Source organism: Arthrobacter sp. GMC3, assembly GCF_002929305.1.
GTDB lineage: Bacteria > Actinomycetota > Actinomycetes > Actinomycetales > Micrococcaceae > Specibacter.
Genome location: NZ_PJIO01000002.1, coordinates 133,932 through 159,628, shown reverse-complemented (window position 1 = coordinate 159,628; position 25,697 = coordinate 133,932). Strand labels below are relative to the sequence as shown.

The 25,697-nt window shown below is 63.1% G+C and carries 27 protein-coding genes; 7 read left to right on the top strand and 20 right to left on the bottom strand.

What is annotated here, in order from left to right; genetic code table 11:
• Positions 1-46: 46 nt before the first annotated feature.
• The 4 genes from CXQ94_RS04020 to CXQ94_RS04010 all read right to left on the bottom strand — a co-directional run bounded on the left by CXQ94_RS04020 (position 47) and on the right by CXQ94_RS04010 (position 3,202).
• The gene (locus CXQ94_RS04020) at positions 47-376 is read right to left on the bottom strand and encodes an Lsr2 family protein (protein WP_104086932.1); all 330 of its coding nucleotides are present in this window, start codon (positions 374-376) and stop codon (positions 47-49) included.
• A gap of 96 nt (positions 377-472) precedes the next feature.
• The gene (locus CXQ94_RS22445) at positions 473-628 is read right to left on the bottom strand and encodes a hypothetical protein (protein WP_181034066.1); all 156 of its coding nucleotides are present in this window, start codon (positions 626-628) and stop codon (positions 473-475) included.
• Positions 629-641: 13 nt separating this feature from the next.
• On the bottom strand, positions 642-2,090 hold the full coding sequence (gene lysS / locus CXQ94_RS04015; RefSeq protein WP_104087322.1) for a lysine--tRNA ligase: 1,449 nt from the start codon (positions 2,088-2,090) through the stop codon (positions 642-644).
• Between the two features lie 125 nt (positions 2,091-2,215).
• Positions 2,216-3,202, bottom strand: a complete 987-nt coding sequence (locus tag CXQ94_RS04010) for a LacI family DNA-binding transcriptional regulator (RefSeq protein ID WP_104087321.1) — start codon at positions 3,200-3,202, stop codon at positions 2,216-2,218.
• A 229-nt stretch (positions 3,203-3,431) separates the two neighbouring features.
• Between CXQ94_RS04010 and CXQ94_RS04005 the strand changes: the two genes are divergently transcribed.
• The 3 genes from CXQ94_RS04005 to CXQ94_RS03995 are packed head-to-tail and all read left to right on the top strand — an operon-like array spanning position 3,432 to position 6,786.
• Positions 3,432-4,430: a nucleoside hydrolase gene (locus CXQ94_RS04005; RefSeq protein WP_258066675.1), complete on the top strand. Its 999-nt coding sequence runs from the start codon at positions 3,432-3,434 to the stop codon at positions 4,428-4,430.
• Positions 4,427-5,851 (top strand): MFS transporter, encoded by a 1,425-nt coding sequence (locus CXQ94_RS04000; protein ID WP_104086931.1) that lies wholly within the window; start codon positions 4,427-4,429, stop codon positions 5,849-5,851. Before CXQ94_RS04005 ends, CXQ94_RS04000 begins: the two co-directional genes overlap by 4 nt.
• Positions 5,848-6,786, top strand: a complete 939-nt coding sequence (locus CXQ94_RS03995; protein ID WP_104086930.1) for a ribokinase — start codon at positions 5,848-5,850, stop codon at positions 6,784-6,786. The genes CXQ94_RS04000 and CXQ94_RS03995 overlap by 4 nt, the downstream gene beginning before the upstream one ends.
• A 156-nt stretch (positions 6,787-6,942) precedes the next feature.
• Here CXQ94_RS03995 and panC read toward each other — a convergent pair whose 3' ends face one another.
• From panC to dacB, 14 genes are all read right to left on the bottom strand, one after another.
• Complete coding sequence (gene panC / locus CXQ94_RS03990; RefSeq protein WP_104086929.1) at positions 6,943-7,863, bottom strand: pantoate--beta-alanine ligase; 921 nt, start codon at positions 7,861-7,863, stop codon at positions 6,943-6,945.
• A gap of 21 nt (positions 7,864-7,884) precedes the next feature.
• Positions 7,885-8,829 carry a Rossmann-like and DUF2520 domain-containing protein gene (locus tag CXQ94_RS03985; RefSeq protein WP_258066674.1) on the bottom strand — a complete coding sequence of 315 codons (945 nt, stop codon included), beginning with the start codon at positions 8,827-8,829 and terminating at the stop codon, positions 7,885-7,887.
• Positions 8,819-10,384 carry a PH domain-containing protein gene (locus CXQ94_RS03980; protein WP_104086928.1) on the bottom strand — a complete coding sequence of 522 codons (1,566 nt, stop codon included), beginning with the start codon at positions 10,382-10,384 and terminating at the stop codon, positions 8,819-8,821. The genes CXQ94_RS03985 and CXQ94_RS03980 overlap by 11 nt, the downstream gene beginning before the upstream one ends.
• Positions 10,381-10,833: a PH domain-containing protein gene (locus CXQ94_RS03975; RefSeq protein WP_104087318.1), complete on the bottom strand. Its 453-nt coding sequence runs from the start codon at positions 10,831-10,833 to the stop codon at positions 10,381-10,383. Before CXQ94_RS03975 ends, CXQ94_RS03980 begins: the two co-directional genes overlap by 4 nt.
• A 70-nt stretch (positions 10,834-10,903) precedes the next feature.
• The gene (locus CXQ94_RS03970) at positions 10,904-11,407 is read right to left on the bottom strand and encodes a DUF3180 domain-containing protein (protein ID WP_104086927.1); all 504 of its coding nucleotides are present in this window, start codon (positions 11,405-11,407) and stop codon (positions 10,904-10,906) included.
• A 116-nt stretch (positions 11,408-11,523) separates the two neighbouring features.
• Entirely contained in the window at positions 11,524-12,057 is a 534-nt protein-coding gene (gene folK / locus CXQ94_RS03965) for a 2-amino-4-hydroxy-6-hydroxymethyldihydropteridine diphosphokinase (RefSeq protein ID WP_104086926.1), read from the bottom strand.
• Complete coding sequence (folB, locus tag CXQ94_RS03960) at positions 12,054-12,467, bottom strand: dihydroneopterin aldolase (protein WP_104086925.1); 414 nt, start codon at positions 12,465-12,467, stop codon at positions 12,054-12,056. Before folB ends, folK begins: the two co-directional genes overlap by 4 nt.
• On the bottom strand, positions 12,464-13,420 hold the full coding sequence (folP, locus tag CXQ94_RS03955) for a dihydropteroate synthase (RefSeq protein ID WP_104086924.1): 957 nt from the start codon (positions 13,418-13,420) through the stop codon (positions 12,464-12,466). Before folP ends, folB begins: the two co-directional genes overlap by 4 nt.
• A 10-nt stretch (positions 13,421-13,430) precedes the next feature.
• The gene (gene folE / locus CXQ94_RS03950) at positions 13,431-13,991 is read right to left on the bottom strand and encodes a GTP cyclohydrolase I FolE (RefSeq protein WP_104087317.1); all 561 of its coding nucleotides are present in this window, start codon (positions 13,989-13,991) and stop codon (positions 13,431-13,433) included.
• 101 nt (positions 13,992-14,092) lie between these two features.
• Positions 14,093-16,165 carry an ATP-dependent zinc metalloprotease FtsH gene (gene ftsH / locus CXQ94_RS03945; RefSeq protein ID WP_104086923.1) on the bottom strand — a complete coding sequence of 691 codons (2,073 nt, stop codon included), beginning with the start codon at positions 16,163-16,165 and terminating at the stop codon, positions 14,093-14,095.
• Positions 16,166-16,422: 257 nt separating this feature from the next.
• The gene (gene hpt, locus CXQ94_RS03940; protein WP_104086922.1) at positions 16,423-16,974 is read right to left on the bottom strand and encodes a hypoxanthine phosphoribosyltransferase; all 552 of its coding nucleotides are present in this window, start codon (positions 16,972-16,974) and stop codon (positions 16,423-16,425) included.
• Positions 16,975-17,009: 35 nt separating this feature from the next.
• Complete coding sequence (tilS, locus tag CXQ94_RS03935) at positions 17,010-18,134, bottom strand: tRNA lysidine(34) synthetase TilS (protein WP_181034064.1); 1,125 nt, start codon at positions 18,132-18,134, stop codon at positions 17,010-17,012.
• Positions 18,135-18,137: 3 nt separating this feature from the next.
• Entirely contained in the window at positions 18,138-19,313 is a 1,176-nt protein-coding gene (locus CXQ94_RS03930; RefSeq protein ID WP_104086921.1) for a zinc-dependent metalloprotease, read from the bottom strand.
• A gap of 145 nt (positions 19,314-19,458) precedes the next feature.
• A complete protein-coding gene (dacB, locus tag CXQ94_RS03925; protein ID WP_104086920.1) occupies positions 19,459-20,859 on the bottom strand; it encodes a D-alanyl-D-alanine carboxypeptidase/D-alanyl-D-alanine-endopeptidase in 1,401 nt (466 codons plus the stop codon).
• 183 nt (positions 20,860-21,042) lie between these two features.
• On the opposite strand from dacB, the gene CXQ94_RS03920 reads away from it, so the two are divergent.
• From CXQ94_RS03920 to CXQ94_RS03905, 4 genes are all read left to right on the top strand, one after another.
• Positions 21,043-21,531 (top strand): inorganic diphosphatase, encoded by a 489-nt coding sequence (locus CXQ94_RS03920; protein ID WP_104086919.1) that lies wholly within the window; start codon positions 21,043-21,045, stop codon positions 21,529-21,531.
• Between the two features lie 243 nt (positions 21,532-21,774).
• A complete protein-coding gene (locus CXQ94_RS03915) occupies positions 21,775-22,344 on the top strand; it encodes a hypothetical protein (RefSeq protein WP_104086918.1) in 570 nt (189 codons plus the stop codon).
• A gap of 87 nt (positions 22,345-22,431) precedes the next feature.
• Positions 22,432-22,968, top strand: coding sequence for an RDD family protein (locus CXQ94_RS03910; RefSeq protein ID WP_104086917.1), 537 nt, complete (start codon positions 22,432-22,434; stop codon positions 22,966-22,968).
• A gap of 138 nt (positions 22,969-23,106) precedes the next feature.
• Positions 23,107-24,018 (top strand): PrsW family glutamic-type intramembrane protease, encoded by a 912-nt coding sequence (locus CXQ94_RS03905; RefSeq protein WP_104087315.1) that lies wholly within the window; start codon positions 23,107-23,109, stop codon positions 24,016-24,018.
• On the opposite strand, the gene CXQ94_RS03900 is transcribed toward CXQ94_RS03905, so the two are convergent.
• Both CXQ94_RS03900 and CXQ94_RS03895 read right to left on the bottom strand, forming a co-directional pair.
• Positions 24,015-24,857 (bottom strand): HAD family hydrolase, encoded by an 843-nt coding sequence (locus CXQ94_RS03900; RefSeq protein WP_104086916.1) that lies wholly within the window; start codon positions 24,855-24,857, stop codon positions 24,015-24,017. The two genes, CXQ94_RS03905 and CXQ94_RS03900, sit on opposite strands and share 4 nt — an antisense overlap.
• 105 nt (positions 24,858-24,962) lie before the next feature.
• The gene (locus CXQ94_RS03895; RefSeq protein ID WP_219816977.1) at positions 24,963-25,637 is read right to left on the bottom strand and encodes a TetR/AcrR family transcriptional regulator; all 675 of its coding nucleotides are present in this window, start codon (positions 25,635-25,637) and stop codon (positions 24,963-24,965) included.
• Positions 25,638-25,697: the final 60 nt, after the last annotated feature.

Genomic DNA, 25,697 nt, shown 5'->3' with positions numbered 1-25,697 from the left:
CGGCGAGATCACCTCATGCGGTGATCTCGCCGTCGTTCAGGCCTTTTTAGCCCTGAGCCGCGTAATACGCTTCACGAATCTCGGCCTGAATACGGCCACGCTCGTGAACTTCGTAGCCATTTTCCTTGGCCCAAAGACGAATCTCGCTTACGTCTGACTTTGCCTTCGGTGCTGCGGGTCCCCTACCACGCACCGCCCGGCCTCCTGCTCGTCGTCCTGCAGCAATGTACTTTGCCAATGCCTCACGCAATGATGCGGCATTGTCGGCGGAAAGATCAATCTCGTAATTGATTCCGTCCAGGCCGAAAGTGATGTTTTCATCTGCGGGACTCTGGTCAATATCGTCAACCAGGGTTACATGAATCTTCTGTGCCATGGGGATCAATCGCCTCACATTTGATTGGAGCATTTTTGGTACACCATAAATTATGGGGCGCAGATGAGCTCACGTCAAAGAATGCGTCTTAAAACCCTATTGTGGCGGATGCTCCGCATTGGCTTTTGACTCACGTTCAGCCTGCGCCAAGGCGTCCCGTTCGGAACGATCGGCATTGAATATTGCCTTCATGGCGAAGTAGAAAAGAACTCCAACACCTAAAGACGGGAGGATAACTGCAACATATTCCATAATCTTGCCGCTTCTACTCGGGTTTCATCAAAGGAAAGAGGATGGCCTCGCGGATTCCAACACCTGTAAAGAGCATCACTAGGCGGTCCACACCCAAACCAAGTCCACCCATTGGCGGGGCCCCGTATTCCAGGGCGCGCAGGAAATCTTCGTCCAATTGCATGGCCTCGGGATCGCCCGCTGCAGCTGCCAGTGACTGCTTGGTCAAACGTTCGCGCTGGATGACAGGATCAATCAGTTCGGAGAACGCCGTTCCGGTCTCCCGGCCGTCAATGATTAGGTCCCACGCCTCAATGAGGTTCGGCTTGCTGCGGTGCTGGCGGGCCAGAGGCTGCGCGGACGGCGGGTAATCGCAAACAAAAGTAGGTTGGATCAGTGTCGGCTCTACTATTTCGCCAAACAATTCAACAACCAATTTCTCGGCATCCCAGGCGGGGCCAATTTTTACCTCATGCTTTGCCGCAATGGCGCGCAATTCATCGGCGGTCGTTTCCGGCGTGATTTCCGCACCGACCAGGTCGCTGAGTCCCTGATAAACGGGCAGCCAAGGCCATTCGCCGTCGAGGTTTATCTGGCCGCGTTCGGTTTCAATGATGCGCGAGCCGACGGCATCGGCGGCAGCCAAAATGATTCGCTGCATGGTCTTTGCCATGGTGAATTGGTCACCATAGGCTTCATAGGCCTCAAGCATGGTGAATTCGGGGCTGTGAGTTGAGTCCACACCCTCATTGCGGAAAATGCGCCCCACTTCAAAGACTTTGTCCATGCCGCCCACTACCGCACGCTTGAGATAAAGCTCAATGGCAATACGCAATGTCATGGGCTGGTCAAATGCATTAAGGTGCGTCCGGAACGGACGGGCGGCGGCGCCTCCGTGCATGAGCTGCAAAATGGGTGTTTCCAGCTCAATGTAATCTTCGCCATGGAGCGTGTCGCGAATTGCTTTCACAATGGCTGAACGAGTGCGGACCTGTTCGCGCGCTTCTTCACGGACAATCAAGTCAACGTAGCGTTGGCGCACCCGCATCTCCTCGGAGAGGTCGGCGTGCAGCACGGGGAGGGGGCGCAAAGCCTTCGAGGCCATCTGCCAGGTGTCGGCCATGATGGAGAGCTCTCCGCGGCGGGAGCTAATGATTTCACCGTGGACAAAGACGTGATCGCCAAGATCCACAAGCGCTTTCCAGTCGGCCAGCGACTCTTCACCAATGTTGGCCAGGGACAACATGACCTGCAGGCGCGTGCCGGCGCCCGATTGCAGGGTGGCAAAGCACAGCTTGCCGGTGTTGCGCACAAAAACGACTCGACCGGTGACACCTACAACGTCGCCTGTGGTGGAATCGGCTTCCAGCTCCGGGTACTTTTCCCGGATTTCCTCCAGGGTGTGGGTCCGCTCGACACCAACCGGGTAGGCCTGCTCACCTCGCTCCAGCAATTTGGCACGCTTTTCCATACGCACATGCATCTGCTCGGATGCATCGCTGGGTTCTGGGGTCACATTGTTTTCTGCACTCACAATTCACTAGTTTAGTTGGTGAATCTGGATGAATCCTCCGTGACAGCATTGTGCCCGCACAATGCGTGCGGCGATCAATCCGCGGCAGACCCGGCGGTTGACCCGCGGATCACCAGAGTGCTCTCCAGCGTCAGCCCGGGCCGCGGTATTTGTTCCCCGGCCAGGAGCAGCAACAACTGCCGCCCGGCGGCCCGGCCAAGTTCGCCAGCTGGCAGGTGGACCGTGGTCAGCCCAGGGTTGGAGGTAGCCGAAAAGGGCAGGTCATCAAAACCCGTCACGGCAAGCTGGCCGGGCACCTCAATCCGGGCCACACGGGCCTCCTGTAGCACCCCGTAGGCATGGGTGTCTGTGCAGCAGACCACGGCGGAGACTCCCGTCTGCGCCCAAGCAGGCCAGGCCCGGGCAAAAGCCTGCGCGGAGGCCCCCATGTCGATGGTGGTGGCCACATCCGCCACCACGCGGATGCCGTGGGCTGCGGCTCCACGGCAGAAGGCTTCCTTACGCACGCGGAAGGTTTCGGTGCCGGTCACGCTGTCCAGGTATGCGACGGTGCGATGTCCCAGCGAGGCCAGGTGGTCGGCCAGCATCTCGGCGCCACGCGCCACATCGAAGTTCACGGACGGGGCGTCACTGACAACTCCGGCCGCATCCAGCAAAACCATGGGTCCCGCGGACGGTAACTCGGCAAGAAACTGCGCACTGGGGGCATCCACGAGCAGCCCGGCCGGGCGCAGCGAGAGCAGGTTCCGCACGTCCGCCGGCGATGGTGTCAGGCCGGCGTCGGTAACTGAAAGCAGTAGTTGGTAGTCATCGCCGATGGCCTCACGGACCCCGGCAATGACCTTGGCGAAGAAGGGGTTGGAGACATCCGGGGCAACCAGGATCACAATGTTGCTGCGGCCCTTTGCCAGTGAACTTCCCAGACCGTCCACCACGTAGCCCAGCTCGGCCACGGCATCTTCGACCTTGGCAATGTTTTCTGCAGAGACGCGTCCCGTCGTCTTGCCGTTGGTCACCAGCGAAACCGTGGCCGTGGAGACCCCCGCCCTGGCGGCGACCATTGCCGCCGTAACGCGCCCGGCACTGGTGGCGGGGAAGGCGGGGAGGGGATCTGTGACCGGGTGCATGCATCGATAGTAGCGGTGAGAAGCAAACATTGCCGCCGCCGCAATGAATCAAGCGCTTAACGCCAATCACGTTAAGCGCTTGACGTGATGCTTATTTGGGTGCAAAACTGAGCTGTACTCACCCCCGGCCAATTAGTTCGGCCCCCAAAGACGTGGAGAAAAAGTGAACACGGCATTGACCACCCCCGCCGGCATCGATTCCGGGACCGCCACAGCGCCCCGCAAGATCATCCTTGACTGCGACCCTGGCCACGACGACGCCGTTGCCCTGCTGCTGGCACATGGCAATCCCAACATCGAGCTCCTTGCGGTCACCACGGTTGTGGGCAACCAGACGCTGGAGAAGGTCACACGCAACGCGCTTACCGTGGGCACCATTGCAGGTATCACCGGCGTCCCTTTCGCCGCCGGTTGCGACCGCCCCTTGGTGCGCACCATCGAAAACGCCCCCGACATCCACGGCGACAGCGGCATGGACGGCCCCGCTCAGCCGGAGTCCACCATCGAGTTGGACCCGCGTCACGCCGTCGACCTCATCATTGAAATCATCATGGCCCACGAGCCGGGCACCGTGACGCTGGTCCCCACGGCAGGGCTGACCAACATCGCCATGGCCGCCCGCAAGGAACCGCGCATCGTGGAACGCGTGAAGGAAGTTGTCCTCATGGGCGGCGGCTACCACGTGGGCAACTGGAGCCCGGTGGCCGAATTCAACATCAAGATCGACCCCGAGGCCGCGCACATCGTGTTCAACGCGGGCTGGGAAGTAGTCATGGTGGGTCTGGACCTCACGCACCAGGCGCTGGCTACCCCGGAAGTGTGTGCCGCCATCGACGCCGTGGGCACCAAGCCGGCCAAGTTCGTCATGGAACTGATGGAATTCTTCACCAAGACCTACAAGGACGCCCAGGGCTTCGACTACCCGCCGGTCCACGACCCTTGCGCCGTGGCCTACGTCATTGACCCCACCGTCATGACCACCCAAAAAGTCCCTGTCGACATTGAACTCACAGGCACCCTGACGCTGGGCATGACCGTGGCCGATTTCCGCGCCCCTGCACCTGCCGACTGCAAGACTTCCGTCGCCGTCAAGCTTGACCACGCCAAGTTCTGGAACATGGTCACCGACGCACTCGTTCGCATTGGCGAGGTCGAGGTATGAGCATCACCGCTACAAAAGCACTGAGCAAGCCGGGCAACATCACCGCCTTGATGGTGGCGCTGCTGACCGCCTGCGTGGCGTTCCAGCTCAACGCCTCCATGCTCAGCCCCGCCCTGGTCACCATGGGCGAGGAACTGAATGCCAGCCAGGCGGCCATCGGCCTGTCCCAGACCTGGTTCTTCACGGCCGCAGCCGTTTTCTCACTGTTCCTTCCCCGCCTGAGCGACATCATCGGGCGCAAGAAAGTCCTGCTCGGCATGATGATCATGATGGGCATCGGTTCCATCATTTCCGCCATGGCCCCGGACATCACCTGGCTCTTCATTGGCCGCATCATCCAGGGCGTCAGCGGCCCCACCGTCCCGCTGTGTCTGATCATGCTCCGCTCGGCCGTCAAGGATCCGAAGAAGTACGGCGCGCTAATGGGACTCATCACCGCCGTCAACGGCGGCATCGCCGGTATCGACTCGTTTGTGGGCGGCTTCTTCGCAGAGCACTTTGGTTTCCGCAGCATCTTCTGGCTGATGGTTGTCATCGCCGCCATCGCCACCGTACTGGTTCTGGTGCTTGCCGGGGAATCCAAGCCCGGCGAGGGCACCAAGATGGACTGGTTGGGCGTGTTCTTCATCGTGGTTGCCGTGGGCGCCCTGTTGACTGCCCTGAATGAGGCGACCAAGCTCGTCGGTGGCATCACCACGGGCCCGCTGGTGACCTCGCTGGCACTGGCTGCGGTCGCCGTCGTCGCTTTCATGGCCTTTTGGGCCGTCGAAAAACGGTCCTCGCACCCCATGGTGGAAACGGTGCACCTGCGCCAGCGCTCCACCTGGGCCCCACTGCTGACCACCACCTTGACCATGACAGGTATTTTTGCCGTCATCAACGGGATCGTGCCGGCCTACGTGCAGGCGGCCGACCCCGGATTTGGGATTGGCGCCACCGAGATGAGCCTGCTCATCTTGACCCCGTACGCCCTGCTCGGCTGGGTCTTCGGCCCCATCACCGGGCGCCTGGCTCCCGTCTGGGGCTACACGAAGATGCTGCGGATCGGCCTGCTGGGCAGCCTTGTTGCCCTGGCCATCATCGGTTTCCTCGGCCTGCACAGCCTGCCCTGGATGATCGCAGGAACGGTCTTGCTGGGCATCATGTACGCCGGTACCGTGAACATCATGCTCAACGGACTTGGCGTGGTTCTCTCCCCCGAAGGCAATCCCGGATTCCTGCCTGGCATGAACGCCGGTGCCTTCAACCTCGGTGCCGGGCTCAGCTTCCTGGTGCTGCCGGCCATCCTGGTTGCCACGGCGCCACTGGGCGGGCAAGGCTCCTACGTGACAGTGGTTGTGGTGGCACTTGCCATCACGGCGGCCGCCTTCGCAGCCTCCCTGCTGGTGCCCAAGCCCGTCAGCGCCGAGGTTGCACCGTGAACGCCCGCATAGTAGTGGCCGGCTCCCTCAACGCCGACCTCACCATCTACTGTGAGCGCCTGCCAATGCCCGGAGAAACCCTCCACGGCAACGGATTCGCCGTCAACCCCGGCGGCAAGAGTGCCAACCAGGCAGTAGCCGCCGGCAAGCTCGGCGCTGCGGTGACCTTGATCGGCGCCGTCGGCCAGGACTCCAACGGCGACATGCTGGTGGCCTCCACCGGCGGGGCCGGGGTGGACGTCAGCCACGTCCAGCGCGTGGCAGAACCCACCGGTGTGGCCATCATTTCCGTGGAAGACAGCGGCGAAAACTCCATCATCATCTCCGCCGGCGCCAACGGGACCCTGTCCCCCGCCGCCATGGAACCTGCACTGTTCGACGGCGCCGGCGTTGTTTGCCTGTGCCTGGAAGTTTCCTTGGCGACCGTGCAGGCCGCCGCGCAGGCCGGGCACGACGCCGGAGCAACCGTGCTGCTAAACCTGTCCCCTTACGCACCGGTACCGGCAGAATTGGCGCAGCTCACGGACGTGCTCCTGGTCAACGCTCACGAGGCCTCCCAGTTCCTTGACGGCCTGGCCATGCCCGACGCCGACGCCCCGGCCGCTGCCTGGCACGGCGCGCTTAGCGCGTTTGCGGCCCGCGGGCTGAAGCAGGTTCTGGTGACGCTGGGTGCGCAGGGCTCGGTGGTGTTGGATTCCTCCAACACGGCAGAACCGGTAGTGCGGATTGCCCCGACGGTGGTTCGGGCCGTGGACACCACAGGTGCCGGCGACGCGTTCACCGGTGGCGTGGCCGCGCGCCTCGCCGCGGGCGACACCCTCATTGAGGCCGCCCGCTATGCATCCGTCGCGGCAGCCCTTGCCGCCACCAAGAAGGGTACACAGACCGCCTACCCCTCCGTCGCGGAGGTGGCACCAACCCTCAACGGCGGCTAACCCCGCCAAAACCCAGCCGGGATGCTGGCCGGGAGGCGCCGGTGTTTCCGTAGGCGACGTCAAGGAGACCGCAGGCCGCCCGCGGCCGAGGATCGGGAAGTCGCCGAGGGAATACCGGGCCGCCTGGCCGCCTGGCCGCCGGGCCAGGCGGGCTGGCTATCCGAGCGGTACGTTGTCGATGAGCCGGACCGGGCCCACCTTTGCGGCAATGAGCGCCAGGGCCTGACCGGTAAACGGGGTGTCCTGGCAGTTCTCGGCACGGACAGCCAACGTTTGCGGGTCCACCACTTCCAGATAATCCAAATCCACCCCTGGGGCACTACGCACCAGGGCCTCGACGGAGGCAATGTCAAGGGGTGCATGGGCGGCTGCCCGCTGTTCCAGCAGGCGCAGCGCACGGGAGAGCACCAAGGCGGATTCGCGCTCCCGAGCAGAAAGAAAGCGGTTCCGGCTAGACATGGCGAGGCCGTCGGTGTCCCGAACCGTGGGCACGGCAACAATGTCCACCGGGAAATTCAGGTCGGCCACCATACGCCGCACCAACGCCAGTTGCTGGGCATCCTTTTGGCCGAAGTAGGCGCGGTAGGCGGGGCGTCCCGCACGGTCCGCAGCTGAAAGTCCGGTGTCCGGGCGGCCAAGGTGCAGGAGTTTCGACACCACTGTCAGGGCGCCGTCGAAATGGCCGGGCCGCGAGGCGCCCTCGTAGAGCTCGCCGAGTTTTCCCGCCGTCACGCGGATGCCGGGCTCGCCGTCGGGATACATCTCCTCCACCGAAGGGGCAAACATGATGTCCACCCCCGCTGCCTCAAGCAGTGCCGCGTCGGCCTCGGAGGTGCGCGGGTAACGGGCCAAATCCGTGGCGTCCCCGAATTGCAGCGGGTTGACGAAAACGCTGGCCACCACCACGGCGTTCTCCGCGACAGCCGTTCTGGCCAGCTCCGCATGACCCTGGTGAAGCGCACCCATGGTGGGCACCAACCCCAGCGTGCCCGGGTTGCGGCTGTGTGCCTTTTCGGCCAGCAACGCGGCGGCCATTGCCTTCAGGTCTGCAATGGTGGAAACCACTGTGATGCTCATACTCAAACGCTACTTTCAGTTCTAGGATTCCAGGCTGTCGGGGTCGGTCCCCAGAGGTTCTGTGGCGGAGGCGTCGTCCTCGAAAAGGGCGGCCTGGATTCCCAGGTAGGCCTCGGCGGACAGTTTCCCGCGCCGCGCCGCACGCGCTGCGGTCGCCGCAGAAAGCGCCAAATAGGCGTCGACAATATCGGCCGAACCGGTATCGAGGGCGTGCTCGCGCAGCGCCTGAGAGTGCGCCTGCACGGTTCCGGTGTCCCCACGGGCCACCGGCCCGGTCAGCGCAGACTCTCCCGACGCCAGGGCATTTTCCAGGGCGGCCCGCAGCAGTGGGCCCAATACCTGGTTGGGGGCCTCAACGCCAATGTCGCCGAGAATCTGAGCGGCCTGGGCCACAATGGTGACAAGGTGATTTGCGGAATGAGCCAGAGCTGCGTGGTAGAGAACGCGATCGGCCTCGGCGATCACCACCGGCTCGGCCCCCATCTCCACCACCAGGGCCTGGGCGATGGGCAGCATGGCGGGATCTGCGGTAATGCCAAAGGTGCAATCCACCAGGCGGGTCAAATCCAGGCTCATCCCGGTAAAAGTCATGGCGGGATGCAGGGCCAGCGCAATGCCACCGGCAGCCTTCACGGGGGCCAGGACGGACACGCCGTACCTCCCGGAAGTGTGCGCCACCAGCTGGCCGGCCTGCCACGCTCCGGTCTTTGCCAGCCCCGCAACCAAGTCCGGCAGTGCGTCGTCGGGCACTGCTAGCAACACCAGTTCGGAGCGCTCCACGATGTCCGGGATCTCCAACACCGGAACGCCCGGCAGCAACAATTCGGCCCGGTCCAGGGACTCCTGCGAAACGGCTGAAACTCCGACGACGGCGTGCCCGGCAGCGCGCAGGGCCGCACCTAAAACCGCGCCCACTTTTCCGGCACCAATGATTCCAACGCCAAGGCGTCCAGGCTTAATCGCCACGATGTTCCTCCTTGAGGATGGGTTGTTGATCGATCGGTGCAAGTTCGCCCGCCGCGGGTTCAGGGGCAGCAGCCGCCTGGGTCAGCCAGTGCTCGTTCCTCTGCAGGCGGCGCGCGGTGGCGGCGCGGGTGGCTTGTTCGTCGAAGAGTCGCCGTCCGGTGTCCAGGGCCATGTGGTGCACCACGGGCCGGATGGGTCCCACCGTGGAGTGGAGCTCAAAATCGACCAGTCCAAGCATTGCCATGAGCGGACCCTGGCGCAGGCTGATGGATTGGGTTCTCTCGTGCGGGACCACTTGAAGGCGGCGGAAGATGATGCCGTGGCGACACAGTAACGCGGTGGCCGTGGCCCGGTAGGCGTTGTACCGCCAGGCAAGCGGGTCAATCCAGATGGCCGAGCGTGGCGAGTGGACGAAGCCGTGTTTGTTGGCGGGTCCGCGCAGGCCGGCGGCGAATACCTCGAAGGGATTCTCGACACCGGGATCCGGGAACACCAACGCCAGCACTGCCATGACTTCATCGATGGTGCCGGCGGGCAGCAGGACTGTCCGGGACCCGTGGTCGGAGTTGTCATGCCCGTAACCGGCCACGTTGACGTGGACGCGATACCAGCCAAAGGGACGCCACAACGGCCCCTGGCTGATACCCACGGCCTGGACCCTGCCCGGCGGAATCGTCTGCGCCCGGGTCTCCAGCATGCCGTAATGTAGCCGCACCCCGTCGGGCGAAAGCGCCACGCGGAAGTTGAAGTCCCCCGTGATGGCCTTCCAGTAGGCAGCCACAAGGCCAAGCAGTACCGGGATGCAGGCAAAAAAGACGCCTATCTCTCCACTCCAAATAGCCAAGGCGGTGACGGCTGCCAGTGTCACCACCGTGGTGACGGTGAGGCTGCCAAACATCACCGAACCGATGATCCTGGCCGGCGAGAGTGCCAAAATGGGTGTCTCCGGGGCCTCGGCGACATCCGAGGGCGCATTGGGGTCGACGGCGACTCCGGCCGCCCTGGCAAGGATGGCCGCCCGCAACCGCTTGGCCTCCTCAAGCTTGAGGAAGGAGAGCTTGAACGCCGATTTCCCGCCGTCGGCCACATCAAATTTCAGTTCCGCGAGCCCAAAAACCCGTGCCAGCAGGGGCTGTACGACGTCGATGGCCTGGACCCTGTCGATGCGGGCACGGCGTTGCTGGCGGAAGATCACACCCGAGTTGATATGGACGTGGTGGTCCGTAACTTGGTAGCGGGTAAAACGCCAGGACAGGAAGAAAGCGAGGCCGAATACCAACACGACGCTGGCCACCACGGCAAGGATGAGCGCGGCCGGGGCATTGCTCAGCGCCGGACCGTTGGGGCCGCGCGTGAACAGCGTGTCGAGAGTGTTGCGGCCGAAGATGAAGAGCACCGCCGCGATGGCGACCCAGCTGCGGACAAGGGGCGATACGGGGTGAACCCGATGCCAGGTTTGATCGCCGTCCGTGTGGAAGTGCCCGGTGGTGCCGTCGTCGCCCTTTCCGGGGAGACTGCCGGGGAGGTTCCCCGGGAGGGGCTGCGGCCCGCTCACAGCCCGGCCAGTTTCGCCTCACCGCGGGCAGAAAGCTGCTCGCGCAACCGGCCAGCTTCCGCGGCAGGGAGCCCAAAGATGATGGCGTTGGTGCCCGGTGAGGCTGTGTGGAGGTGGATGCTGCTCAGCCCGAGGAGGCGTTCAAGGGGGCCCATGGTGACGTCGACGTATTGCATCCGGCCGTAGGGGACCACCATGACCCGGTGAAACATGATGCCGTGGCGGATCAGCAGGTCTTCGTTGCGTTCGGCGTAGCCGATGGCGCGCACTTGGCGGGGAACCAGGACCAGCACCCACAGGACAATCACCAGAATTAAGGCCGGGACGCCCCAGGCCAGCCATGCCGGATAGCCGCCCCACACGCCGCTTTGGCGCAGGAGAAGCGGGATTGCACCAATGGCAAGGATGATCAGCCCGGTCAGTCCGCGTTCAATGAAGCGGGCGATCATGAGTTTGTCGGAGACCGGCAAAAAGGTGACGTCGACTGGGTCAATGGCGCTGCCGTGAACGGATGAGGTTTTAGGCAAAGCCTTCCTTCCCTTGCGTCTCGCGCTTCTCCTTGGGCTTGGCACCAGGATCGGTGTCTTCCGGGGGGAGCTTGCAAAAGCGTTCCACCACAATGCCTGTGGCGACCATGCACAAGCCGCCGGCCATCAGGGCAACCATTTGCCAGATGACGCCAAGATCGGCGCGCATTGAAATGGTGGGGATCTGGTTGACCAGGATGCCCACATGCCAGCCGAACAAGACAGCCCCGGCGTAGGCGCAGGCCTGCGCCAGAACCACGGTTCGGGCTGCCAGCAGCGGGTCAAGAATCTTATCCCGTTTGCCGTCGCGCCAGCGGCGGACCTTGAATCCGAGGATCCAGCAGACCACCACGATCAGGCCCATGGTGATCAGTGAGCTCAGCGGCAAGACAGGCAAGGCCATGCTGGCTCGTGAGGTCAGCCATGTTCCGACCCAGCCGGCCACGGCCACAGCCACGGTAACAACAATCAACCATGCAGGCCGGATGGTCCGCATTGTGCTCCTCATGTTTTTGCCTCACCAAATGACGTTGGGACTACTAGTTCAACCGTAGCCGTTTTTTCCATCGAGCGCCGTGAAAACCAGCTGCCCGGATGTCCCCCTACCAGGACCTAGGCTTGTGGGCCGTCCGACTCAGATGGTTCAAGTTCGGCGTGCTCAAGCCCCGGCATGTCTGCCGCTTCTGCGGCCAGTTCGGCTACCGAGCGTCCGGCGAGGACTGCGTTGGGATCCATGAGGGCCCACGGATACAGCACAAACGCGCGTTCCTGTGCCCTCGGATGCGGCAAGGTCAGCACGGGGTCCTGGCTCTGTTCGTCTCCGTACGTGATGATGTCAACGTCCAGGGTTCGTGCACCCCACCGCACTTCGCGCACCCTGTGGTGGGCCAATTCCACGCTCTGGCAGTGCGCCAAAAGTTCGTAGGGGTCAAGGGAGGTGTCCACCGCGATGACCATGTTCAAAAAGTCCGGTTGTCCGGGCGGCCCGCCAACGGCCTTGGTGGAAACGACAGGGGAAACATCCACCAAACGAACCTCCGGGCGGTCAACCAGGTCGCCGACGGCGGCCGAAAGTGTGCCGCGCCGCTCACCAAGGTTGCTTCCCAGCGCCAAGATGGCGCGCGTGAGCTGGCGGTTGCCGCTCATGCACCGCTCCCGGCGGTCCTGCTGCGCAGAACCTTGATGCTCACGTCACCGAAGGGCACCTGGATGGGCGCCTTGGGCTTGTGGACGGTCACCTCGACGGCGACGACGACGGCGTATTCGGCCAGGATTGCCTCGGCAATCCGCACGGCGAGTGTCTCAATCAGGTCGAAGGCGTCGCCGCGGATCAGGCCCACGATGGTGTCGGCAACCTCGCCATAGTGCGCCGTCTTCGTCAGGTCATCCGTAGCGGCCGCGGCGGTAAGGTCCGCGTGCAGCACGGCGTCCACCACAAAGGGTTGTCCGTCACGCTTTTCAAAGTCGAAAACACCGTGGTAGCCAATGGCCGTAATCCCGGAAAGGGTGATGGTGTCGGTGGGGTGTGCTGGGGCGCTGGAGGCCGGAGCGTTCACTGCGCGTCCTGGGCTGCGGCTGCCAATCGGGCGCTGCGGTTCGCCTTGCCCTGCAACTGGCGGGCGGCGACCTTGGCGGCGTCAAGGCTGGCGGCGACGTCGTGCACGCGAACACCCCAGATTCCTTGTGCCGCGGCAAGGGCGGTGGTGGCCGATGTCGCGTCGTCGCGCTCCTTCGGTGCGGCCGCCTTTCCGGCGGTGGTGAGCAAGGATCCCAGGAAGCGTTTGCGGGAGGTGCCCACCAGCACACGGTTGCCCATGGCGACCACCTGGTCAAGGTTGGCCAGGAGTTCCCAGTTCTGCTCGGCGTTCTTGGAGAAGCCGATGCCCGGGTCAAGAATGAGCTGTTCGGGCTTCACCCCGGCGGCGTAAAAGCGTTCACGGACCTCGCTCAATTCACGCACCACGTCCTCCACAACGTCCGCGTACTGGGTCAGCGAATCCATGGAACGGGAGTCGCCGCGGCTGTGCATGAGCACGTAGGGGACGCCGCGTTCGGCGATCAGGGCGATCATGTCGGGGTGCACATGCGTGCCGGAGACGTCGTTGATCAGCCCGGCACCGGCGTCGAGCGCCAGGGCCGCCGTTGAGGCGTGGCGGGTATCCACGCTTACCAGGGCTCCGGCCTTGGCCAGGGTTTCAATGACCGGCAGGATGCGGCGCTGTTCCTCGAGTTCGTCTACATCCTGGGCGCCGGGACGGGTTGACTCGCCGCCCACGTCGATGATGTCCGCACCCCCGTAGTACATGCGCAGCCCGTGCGCGATTGCGGTGTCAACGGAGTTGTACTCGCCGCCGTCGCTAAAGGAATCGGGGGTGCAGTTCAGGATGCCCATGACCACTGCACGGTTGGTGGGCAGGCTGGCAAAGGAGGCGAAGGAGGTCCAGGCCCGAAGAACGGGCAAAGGCGACGTGGCCGGTCCCGTGCCGGGTGCGGCTGCGAGGGAATCCATTTTTCTAGTGTTACCTTCCGAGAATCAGGCTCATGGCTTCGGCCCGGGTTGCGGGCTCGTGAAGCGAACCGCGTACCGCACTGGTGACGGTCTTGGCTCCTGGTTTACGCACGCCACGCATGGACATGCACATGTGTTCGCATTCGACGACGACGATCGCACCGGCAGGTTTGAGGTGCTCCACGAGGGCGTCAGCGATCTGAGTGGTCAGCCGTTCCTGCACTTGCGGGCGCTTGGCGAAAAGATCCACCAACCGGGCCAGCTTGCTCAGGCCGGTAACCCTGCCGTCCAGGCCCGGGATGTAACCCACATGGGCACTGCCGTGGAAGGGCACCAGATGGTGTTCACAGGTTGAGTAGAACGGGATGTCTTTGACGAGCACCATTTCCTGGTGAGCAATGTCAAAGGTGGTGCCCAAAATCTCGGCAGGGTCCTGGTGGATGCCGGAAAAGACCTCCGCATACGCCTTGGCCACCCGTTTGGGGGTATCCAGCAGGCCGCTGCGTTCGGGATCCTCCCCGATCGCCAGCAGGATTTCCCGGACAGCTGCCTCAATGCGGGGCAGGTCCACCGGGTGGGCGTCACCCGCAGGGGCGGCACCGGTGGTGCCGCCCTGCGCAAAGTCTAGTTCGTCGTCGTAATCAGTCACGGCTGTGATCCTATCTTTGATTACTACTGCCCGGGCAGCGTAGGGGTGTCGTCCTTGCCCAGGTTAATACCGGGCGTGTTGGACGGCGCATCCACTTCACCATCAAGACGGGCGCTGGCCAGCTGGTCCTGCGGAGACACGGTGTCCGGTGCCGGCTCGCCCGCGGCCAGGGCCTCGCGACGCTCTTTCGCCGTGACAACGGGAGGAACGTTGGATACCGGGCGGGTGTCCTTGGACAGCCACACCTTGCGCTCAGCAGGCTTGCGCAGATCGTGGAAGATCTCCGCAATTTCCTTCTGGTTCAGGGTTTCGCGTTCCAGCAGTTCAAGTGCCACGCGGTCAAGGATGTCGCGGTTCTCAATGAGCACCTCGTAGGCGTCATCGTGGGCCTGCTCGATGAGCTTGCGGATTTCCTGGTCAACAATCGCGGCCAGTGATTCGGAGTAGTCGCGGTCGTGTCCGGCGCTGCCGCCCAGGAAGGGCTCGCCACCGGCTGCGCCGAGTTTGACTGCGCCGATGCGCTCGCTCATGCCGTATTGGGTGACCATGGCGCGGGCGGTGCCGGTGGCCTTCTCAATGTCGTTGGAGGCGCCGGTGGAGGGGTCGTGGAACACGATTTCCTCCGCGACGCGACCACCCATGGCGTAAGCCATCTGATCCAACAGCTCGTTACGGGTGATCGAGTACTTATCGTCCTCGGGAACCACCATGGTGTAACCCAGGGCGCGGCCGCGGGGCAGGATGGTGATCTTGGTGACCGGGGCCGTATTGTGCATGGCCGCGGCAACCAGGGCGTGACCACCCTCGTGGTACGCGGTGATCTTGCGCTCGAGTTCCTTCATGACGCGGGTGCGCTTCTGCGGTCCGGCCATGACACGGTCGATCGACTCATCCAGGGCGCGGTCATCAATGAGCTGTGCGTTGGAACGGGCCGTGAGCAGCGCGGCCTCGTTGAGGACGTTGGCCAGGTCGGCACCGGTGTAACCGGGGGTTTTCTTGGCCACGGCGTTAAGGTCGACGCCGGGTGCCATGGGCTTGCCCTTGGCGTGCACCTTGAGGATTTGCTCGCGTCCCAGACGGTCGGGCGCTTCCACGGGGATCTGGCGGTCGAAACGGCCGGGGCGCAGGAGTGCAGGGTCCAGCACGTCGGGGCGGTTCGTGGCGGCGATCAAGATGACGTTGGTCTTGACGTCGAAGCCGTCCATTTCCACGAGCAGCTGGTTGAGTGTCTGCTCGCGCTCGTCGTTACCGCCGCCAATGCCCGCACCGCGGTGGCGGCCCACGGCGTCGATCTCGTCAACGAAGATGATGGCCGGGGAGTTGGTTTTGGCCTGCTCAAAGAGGTCGCGGACACGGGAGGCACCCACACCCACGAACATCTCCACAAAGTCAGAACCGGAGATTGAGTAGAACGGCACGCCGGCCTCACCGGCTACGGCGCGGGCCAGCAGGGTCTTACCCGTGCCGGGAGGGCCGTAGAGCAGCACGCCCTTGGGGATTTTGGCACCCACGGCCGTGAACTTGGCGGGGTTCTGCAGGAAGTCCTTGATTTCGTGGAGTTCTTCCACGGCCTCGTCGGCACCGGCAACATCGGCAAAGGTGACCTGCGGGTGGTCCTTGGTGATGAGCTTGGCCTTGGACTTGCCAAATTGCATGACCTTGGAGCCGCCGCCTTGCATACGCGAGAACAGGAACCAGAAGATCAAGCCGATCAGCACGAACGGGATCAGCAGCGAGAGCATGCTGGACCAGAAGTTGTTCGAAGCCGGCTGGTCGTCAAAGGACGTCAGCTTGGCGTTGTCAATGATGTCCGGCAAGGTGGTGGCGCGGTAGCCGCCGTAGAAGAACTGCACGCTGGTGCCGGCTTTTGTCCCGGACGCGGTCGTGTAGTCACTCTTCAGGACCATGTCGACGCGGCCCTCGGAGCCGAAGACCTTGGCGGAAACTACTCTGTCACCTTGGAGCAGGGACAAGCCCTCGGAGGTGTTGATCTGGGTGGGACCGCCGCCGCCCAGTGTGGCTAGGGCCGCACCAATGAGCACAACCACCACAATGATCCAGATGAATGGACCCTTGACGAGTTTTTTGACTTTCATGTGTTCGGGGCCAGGCCCCGTCCCTCCCGCTCAACCAATATTTTTTCACGACATCCGTGGCACTGCCACCCGCGCGGACACGAGTCCGCGCTACTAGCTTTACACCGTTCCTAGTGCAACACGCACGGGAACCTCAAATAGTTCCCTGAGGGCAGAACGGCTTTTTGCCGTCTCAGGGCGAAAAACGCGCCCGCTCCCCTCTGCCGCACCCGGTAGAACGGGCGCGAGCGCGGGGAGCGGGCGCGGAATAGCTTGGCTTACTCGTAAATGTGCGGTGCCAGGGTGCCAATGAAGTCCAGGTTGCGGTACTTCTCGGCGAAGTCCAGGCCGTAACCGACCACGAACTCGCTGGGGATCTCGTAGCCAACGTACTTGACGTCGATCTCAACCTTGGCAGCATCCGGCTTGCGCAGCAGGGTGCAGATTTCCACCGAGGCGGGGCCGCGGGAGATCAGGTTGGCCTTGAGCCAGGACAGGGTCAGGCCGGAGTCGATGATGTCCTCGACGATGAGCACGTGCTTGCCCATGAGGTCAGTTTCGAGGTCCTTCAGGATACGTACCACGCCCGATGACTGCGTGCCGGATCCGTAGGAGGACACCGCCATCCAGTCCATGGTGACGTGGCTGTGCAGGGCCCGGGAAAGGTCGGCCATGATCATGACGGCACCCTTGAGCACGCCCACCAGCAGGACGTCGCGGCCGGCGTAATCTGCATCAATTTCCGCGGCCAGTTCGGCTACCCGCGTTTGGATTTGTTCTTTGGTGTAAAGAACGTGCTTGAGATCGGCTTGGACGTCTTGTGAATCCACCAACGGCTCCTGATTGTGAAGGACTTATGACTGATTTACTGCTGCTGCAACGCTGTGTCGCTGCGTCTAAAGACTAGCTTCCCATAGCCCGGGCCGTCTTGGGGAACGCTTTGGCTACGTGAAATTCGGTAGGCGCTGACTTTTCCGGCCATTTGCACCGGCCCGGCGGAGCCCTTGCGTTCCAACAAGACCTGGGCCGAGGCCAGCCGTTCGTAGCTGGGCTGATACCCGCCAAGTACGACGACGGCACGCGCCAGCACGCGCATGAGCAGGGCCGGCGCCAATTGCCTTAGCGCCTCCTCGCCGAGCCGAACCTCGCCCGGAAGCGTGTCAGTGCCGGGGATAATCTGTGCGATCCGCTCAAATTCTCTCTGCGCCAAGTCGTCCAGAAAGTCCGCGTCGTGGCCAAGGATGGTCGCGGACCTGGCCAATGATTCGGTGACACCGGGGCCCAATTCGGCACTCAAAAATGGCAGCACATTGTGCCTGACCCGGACCCGCAAATATGCCGGGTCAGTGTTGGCAGGATCATGCCACGGGTCCAGATTCAACGCCTCACATATGGCCAATGTCTCAGACCGGCGAAGCCCCAGAAAGGGCCGGGCGTACAGTCCACGGCGCGGGCGCATGCCGGCAAGTGACTTGGTCCCGGAGCCCCGGGCCAGTCCCAGCAGCACCGATTCGGCCTGGTCATCGAGGGTGTGGCCCAGCAATACTGTCTGGGCTCCAAGCTCGCGGGCCGCGACGTCGAGGGCGCCAAAGCGTGCCGCGCGTGCGGCTGCTTCCGGGCCGACGCCGTCGTTCTCCAGTTCCACGGTGCGCACCTGCACGGGGTCAAGGCCCAGCTGACGCAGCTTTGCTGCGGTGTTTTCCGCGACCTCGGCACTGCCGGGCTGCATCTGGTGATCAACCACCACGGCGCCTACCCGAATCTCACCGCGGCTTGCAAAGAACGCCGCAACGGCTGCCAACGCCAACGAGTCAGGGCCGCCACTGCAACCCACCAACACCAAGGGCGGCTCAGCCACGGGGCGGTGCTTGCCCGTGGTGGTCAGGCCCAGCAGGGCCGCGACCATGGTGCGGGCCTTGCCCACTGTGGGGTCAAGACGTCCGCGGGCGCGATTGGTCTGCGTGTTCGGGGCGGGAGTTGGTGTTGCCATGGCTTAGAGACCCATCCGTTCGACCCAGAGGCGGGCGTTGTGGATTTCGGGTTCCGTGGGCAGGTTTTCCGCCTGCGTCCACACGTTGTTGAAACCGTCCATGCCAACCATTGACACGGTTTCGCGAACAAATTTTGCGCCGTCGCTGTATTGGCGCATTTTTGCATCGAGGCCCAGCAAGTTTCTGATGAATTTTTCCATGGCTGAGCGATCCTTGCCGCGGCTGTTGAAGCGTTGGCGAATGGTGCGGACGGAGGGCACAATTCGCGCGTCAACCCCGTCCATGACCACATTGGCGTGGCCCTCGAGCAAGCTCATGACCGCTGTGACATGTGAAAGCGCCGCTTTCTGCTCCGGGTCTTGCAGCAGGTCTAGCACGCCGCCCCGGCTGGGGGCCGCGGCCGGTTCCACGGGTACCTTTTTGGCACCCATTTGCTTGACGGCCGTCATCAGACGCTCGCCGAGGTTGTCGGAATCGCCCACCAGCAGGCCGCCCAGTTTTTCAATCTCGGCGAGCATATGGTGGCGCAGCCATGGCGCGGCCGCAAATTGCACGCGGTGGGTCTGTTCGTGCAGGCAGACCCAGAGACGGAAATCGTCCGGGTCGACCTTCAAATCGCGTTCCACGGTGATGATATTTGGCGCCACAAGCAGGAGCCGTCCACCGGAGGCCTGGTGCGTTCCCGCCGAGTTTTCAGTGATGGTGGGGGCGGCCAGGGCAGCGAAGGGATCATACTGTCCCAGGACCTTGCTGGAGAGGAAAGCCAGCACGGTGCCTAATTGAGCGCCCGTGACGGTTGCACTGAAATTTCCTGTCCCCGCTGGTGTGCCCTTGCTTTTCTCGGCCTGCTTGGCGGCGAGTGCGCTCATGATCGGGTCCATCATGACGGCGAAGCTCTGCGTGTTCGCCTTGGCCCACGAGGCCCGATCGACCACCAGAACCTCGGAATCGCGCAGGTCCCGGGCGGCCTCAAGCTTGCTGATTTCATGCACATGGGGCACGGATTTGTCGGCCATCAGATGCAGGTTTTCCACTGCCTGAGCGATTTCCCTGCTTCGCATGGGCGGTCCGGCCGGGGCGATTGCGGCCGCGGTTTTGGCCGCCAGTGCCCAATTCACCATGCTGGCGGGGGTTGCTGTGGGGGCGGGGGCGCTAGGCTGCGGGCTCATGAGAACCATCAGATCATATTTAGCTGACAGCTCTCGTCATGACTAGCCGAGCAACAGAGCCGGTGCCTTCACTTTCGGCTCGAAGACGGCGGCAACTCGTGAAGTCCCCGGGAAAGATACGCCGCCGTGGCGACTTGTGGCCGTCGCCGCGAATTTAGCTTTTGGCGAGGATCGTCGCTGCCGCGTCGATGATGGGGGTGGCAGACGCCGGGCCTGCGGTCAGGCCGTTGCCGATGATGGAAAAGACCAGCACGCGGCCCTGGGCGTTGATCACGTAACCGGTGAGCGCCGACACCTCGAAAAGTGTTCCTGTCTTCGCCCGGACCAGGCCGGCCACGGACAGGCTGTCTCCGCCGGAGAAGCGGCCCCCCAGGGTGCCACTCAACCCTGCGATGGGCAGTCCGGCCAGGGCCTGCCCCACGTCCGATCCGGACTGTGCCAGCATCAAAGAGATGGTTTGGCTCAACGTTTTGGCACTGATCAGATTCCCGAGGGCCAAACCGCAGTTGTCCGTCGTAGCGACGCCGTCCAAGGACAATCCGAGTCCGGTGACTACTTCCCGGACGGCCTTTACGGCGCCAGTATTGCTGGCTTCTTGGTGCTGCTTGGACGCCACCAACCGCGCCATGACCTCGGCCAGGTAGTTATCCGATTCCACCAGGAAATACTGCACTTGTTCAGCAACGGTTGCGGAACTAATCGACGCCAAGGGTGCGCCTTCTGGGGCTTTAGCCCGGGCAATCTGTCCCGAAACGGGGATGCCGGCAGCTTCCAGTGCTGCGGCAAAAGCCTCCGTCACTGTCATGGCGGAATCCTCAGGGCGCGGTCCGGTCATGACGGATGGGCCACTCCGTGCGGCATACAAGGCCAGGGGATAGATTGGCGCGATCTGACCGGAGGCCACATCGCCGTCGGCCCAGTTCGGGTTCAGGGCGGGCCCGGTGAAGAGGGAATCATCAACGCTGAGCGTGATTGGTCCGCTGACGCCTGCTTTGGCAAGGGCTGCCGCGGTTTCCTTGGCCAACGTGGCCAGGCCGGCGTGGCCCATGACGGCGGAGGGGTCGCTTGTGCCGGTGGCCAACATGGCGTCGCCGCCGCCGCGGAGAATCAGCGAGTTGGGTGTGGTGCCGGGCATCACCGACGTCGTCATGCGGGTGCCGGCACCCAGGGATTTCAACGCTGCCAAAGCGGTAAGCAATTTCAGGTTTGACGCCGGGATTCGGGGATCGTCCCCATCATTGGAGTAGAGGGATTTTCCTGTGCTGGCATCGGCGACATAGGCGCTGAACTGACCTACGCCGTCGGCCGACAGGGCCTGATCAAGTGCCGCAGCAAGGTCAGCTGAATTGGGCAAGGGGGCATCAGCGGGAAGCGGGGAAACACCGGTGATGGAGCCAAGCGTTGCCGGGGGGAGCTGAGCCGCGGGCGTGATGGCCACCGCGGCAGGGTCCTTGGGTAGCAGGGCCGGTACCAGGTTCATCCCGGCGGGCACAGAGACCGCGGCAAGGGCCAAAATAAGCAAGCCGCTCGTCACAACTTTCGACGTGCGTCCCATAGTTCTGGCGGTTCCTTACGCGGCGGGGCCCGGCGGATTAATCGCTCTGGGGCAGGTCATTCCCCGCAACGGATGACGCGGGTGGGTTTTTAGCGCAACAAAAGCGCCTATATCCTCATAGTAGACGGAATTTGCGCCGCCGGCCTGCCCGGACCGCGCCGCTAACAAGATGAGGAGCACCAGATGAAGCACGACGTCACCATCGAGATCCCCCGCGGATCACGTGTCAAATACGAGGTTGACCACGAAACCGGCCGCGTCCGCCTGGACCGCGTCCTGTTCACCTCTATGCAGTACCCCACACACTACGGCTTCTTCGACAACACACTCGGCGAAGATGGCGATCCCCTGGACGCATTGGTTCTGCTGCAGGATTACGATCTGCACCCCGGCGTTGTGGTTGACGCCCGTCCCATCGCTGTGTTCAACATGACAGATGAGTCCGGCGGAGACGCCAAGGTTTTGTGTGTTGTTGACGACAAGCGCTTCGACCACATTCAGGAACTCTCCGACGTTGACGAGTACCTGGTCAAGGAGATCGAGCACTTCTTCACCCGTTACAAGGACCTGGAGCCCGGCAAGTGGGTCAAGGCTGAAGGCTGGGCCGACCGCGCAGCTGCCGAGGCAGAGTTGGAAGCCTCCATCAAGCGCTTCGGGGCCGAAGGCCACTAGTCCCCACGCCCTCCCTCCGCTCGCAAGTTCGCGAGGGAACTCTGGGCGCGTGGGCCCAGCACATCGGTTTGTGGGCCCAACAATTAGACAACGACGGCGGCGCTCCCTTGTGTGGGGGCGCCGCTTTTGTCGTCTGCGGGTAGTTGTCCCCATCGCGGCAAGACACCCGTTCTGCCTACACTGGACCGGCATCGAGAACCGTTCGGTTCCCTGCGCCGCAGTTCTCTCCCTCTTGAGGTATTCGTGACCAAGAAATCCAAATTTGACGGGCCCACACGCCTGGTCGACGCCACCACGGGCCGCCCCGTGCGCCAGTTCACCATGACCGGTAACTTCTACGTCCGGGCCACTGGCAAACGCCATTTTTGGGGTCGCGTCCTTGACGGTGGAGTATTCCTGGCCGCGTTTGGTCTGTTGTCGCTGCTCGCCATCCCCGTCCGTTGGGCCATGCAGAACAGCTCTTCCATGTGGGAGTTGGGCTACGATAACGATTTCTTCATTTTCATGATGGGCTTGTTCTGGTTCCCCGCCCTGTACGTCTACGGCATGATTTGGGGCACCTGGGGACTTTTCGGTGACCGTGCCGCACGCATGCGCAGCGTGCGGATCAAAGACGGGTCCCGTTCAGGGCCGTGGGTTGGCGGCTGGCGGGCCATCCTGTGGTCGTTCCTGCCGCTGTACATTGTGATCGTTGTTGCCAGCCTTTTCGACGGAAATGCCGACTACACACCCAGCTACGTGGCCCTCGACCTGGAGTCCGGCGTTGCCAAGGGGATCCTTCCCGTGGAGGACTCCTCACTGCTCGCCAAGTAGCAGGCCGGCCGCCCAGCTGGATCTCACACCGGTCTCGGCTGCCACTGCACTTGCCGCCGTGGTCACCATCGTTGAAAAAGGACTCCTATGAATAACCTGCAGGCCGCCTCTGGGGCCCAACCCGCCGACGCCGGCATCGGCTCCTGGAGCGGCGAGCGCACTGCCCGATTCCGCGACGGCAGCTGGGGAGTGCGGGCAAGGGACCGCAGCGTAGTTGCTGCCTGGGCCATTGACGTCAGCATTGTTCTGCTGTTTTCCGCCGTCGCTGGAGTGCTCGCCGGAATGCCTTCCTATAGCGCCGGAACGGGCGTGACAGTGGGCATTTTGAGCTGGTTCTTCTTTCCTTGGCTTTATGGTTTCTTCTGCATCGGCGGCAACACCCTAGGTACCTTGGTGGCCGGTACCCGGCTGGTGAAACTTCGTGACGGGTCAGCACCGGGGTTTTGGCGCAACGGCTGGCTGATGTTCCTGCGGGTGGTGTTGTTTATGCTGATGCCCATCAACGCCCTGCTGGGGGCACTGAACGGTGATTCCAGCGCAATGGAACCGGAGCGAAAGCACCATGTCAGCATCGACAAGGCAGCAACGAAAGCATTGCACCTGGGAAATATCACCCCCGTATGATCGGGCGCGCGTCGCCGTTGACGCCGCGGCCAAGCACGCCCATCCCCTTGACGCCGGGCCCAGTGCCCCTAAGACTTGACGAACCGGCAGCCGCCCGGGAAGAACCGGCGAATGGTCCGGAACGAGGGGGTCCACACCATGAGCACCATCACCGCGCCAACGCTCACCACAGCCCGCCCTCATCGACACGGCTGGTGGTGGAAAGCGCTCCTGACGGGGCTTGTACTGTGGGGACTGACCGTGTGGGTCACCGCAGTGACCATGAATACCAACCTGATTCCCACCTTGATACTGATCGGCAGTTTTCTGGTGCCGTTCTGCGTGGTGTTGTTCATACTCGAGCGCCTGGTTGGCAACGTCACCACCCTCCAGGTGATCCTGGCGTTCGTGGTTGGCGGGATCTGCGGGATATTGGGGGCTTCACTGCTTGAGGCGCGCTTGGTGGCAAGCGTCTTCACTTATGTGGGGGTGGGATTCATTGAGGAGTTCGTCAAAGGCGTGATCTTGGTGGTGATCGGGTGGAGGGTGGTTCCGAAAACTGCGGGCCAGGGCGCACTCCTGGGGGCCGCCGTCGGCGCAGGCTTTGCCGCTTTCGAATCTGCCGGGTACGCCTTTAACGCGGTCATCACCGCGTCGGGCTTCGATCTGGGCACCATGTTGCAGACGGAGGCCTTGCGCGCCATCCTTACCCCGGTGGGCCATGTCCTGTGGACGGCCATCCTGGGCGCCGTTCTGTTTGCCGCCGCACGAGGGCACACCCGTTACCGGTTCCGGTTCAGCATCATTGCGGCCTACGTTACGGTGTCGCTGCTGCACGCATTGTGGGATTCCATGAGCGGAATCACCTCGTTCCTTGCCTTGTTGCTGACCGGAACAATCCGAGATGACCTGCACTTTGGCTTCATCCCACCCGGTTCGCAGCAGGAAGCTGCGTCCATGGGGTCTGTGCTCTACGTGGCGGGCGTGGCCCTGACAGCCATCCTTGGCATCGTGATCCTGTGGCGCATCCTTCGCCACCACGCCCGGGCCACCCGCACCGCCCTGGACTAGAGCAGGCTGCGCAACACGGCGGCAGCACCGTCGTCGTACACGGAACTTGTCACCTCGTCGGCAACAGACTTCACGGACGGTTCCGCCTGGCCCATGGCAACACCGCGACCGGCCCAGCGGAGCATGTCGATGTCGTTGCTGCCGTCACCCACGGCCACTGTCAGCGACCGATCGATGCCCAGCTGCGCACGCAGCTTCTCCAACGCGGTGGCCTTGGTGACACCGGCTGCGGCAATGTCCAGCCATGCGCTCCAGCCCACGGCGTAGGTGACCCCGTGGAGTCCGGCGTCAGCTATGGCCTGGGCGAATTCGTCGGTGCTGGCTTCGGCACTGTTGACCACCACCCGCACGGCCTCGACGTCGAGCAGGTGGTGGAAGTCCACGCCGCGTGCCTCGATGCCGAAGCTGGCGTCCTGGAAGCGGGAGGTGGCAAGGAAGTTGCCGCCGGCGTCTTCCACGGCAAAGCGGGCGCCGGGGACTTTCTCGCGCAGAGTTGTCAGGGCCGTCCTGGGACTGAAGGTCACGCGGTCAATGATCTCGTAGCCAAGTTCGAGTGCTGGATCGAGCCGGAGCGTCACACCGCCGTTGGAGCACACGGCGTAGCCGCGCTGCAACCCAATCTGCGTCAGGACCGGCAGTACGGCACCTAGGGACCGGCCGGTGGCGATGATGACCTCGTGGCCGGCGCCGACCACGGCTTGGGCGCTGAAGCGGACACCGTCGCTCATGACGCCGTCGTGGTCCACCAGAGTGCCGTCCACGTCCAGTGCCACCAGGTAGTTAGTTGTTGGGACCCGGTCGTCGATGCCGGGGATTGCATTATTTGCTGTCATTGTCATACATCAAGTTAACCAGATGGAGGGCAACGGCGCCTGCCATACGATCCCTAAGCAGGGATGAACACTTGGTGAAAAGTTTCGCAGGGTGTCCGGGGGAAAGACCCCTCAACTAACCCGTGACTGTGCGCGGCTGGTGTCCAGGACCATGTTCAGCTTGGCCTTAAGGGTGCATTCAAGCAACTCCTCGGCGCTGGCGTCCTCGTCGTACACGTCGGGCAGGCGCAGGCTGATCAGCGTGTTCATGAGCATGCCTTGAGCCAGGAAGTCGCGGGCGGAGTCTGCGTCCATGCCGGCTTCGTCGCGGATCAGCCGGAACATGGTCAGGAAGCCGTCCCGGGCGCGCGGGCCTATGACGGGCTCGTGACCGGTAACAAAGGACTGCATGAGCATCATGAGAATTCCTCGGTCGGCAATTAAGTCCGCATATGTCACGGCGATCAGGTACTTGAGGTGGTCCTGCCTGCGGGTCCCCTGGGCCGGGTCAAGCGTGGCAACCTTGTCGGCGAGGCGGCCGGCGTCGTAGTCGGCAATGACCGCACGAAACTCGCCGAGCACCGTACCCAGCGCCCTGTCAAAGGCCTCCAGGAACAGGGCTTCCTTGGTGCCGAACATCCGCACCACGTAGGGCTGACTAATGCCGGCAGCCTTGGCCACCTGGTCGGTGGTGGCGCCGGCGTAGCCGCGCTCGGCAAACACGGCGGTTGCCGCCTGGAGGATGAGCTCGCGGCGTTCGGCGGCCGGGATGCGGGTCGTCGCGGGAGCTTCTGCTATTTTCTTCACCACACTTGACATGTTATCAGCTGATAACTAACTTTGTGAGTTAAGTAATCATTCGATTAC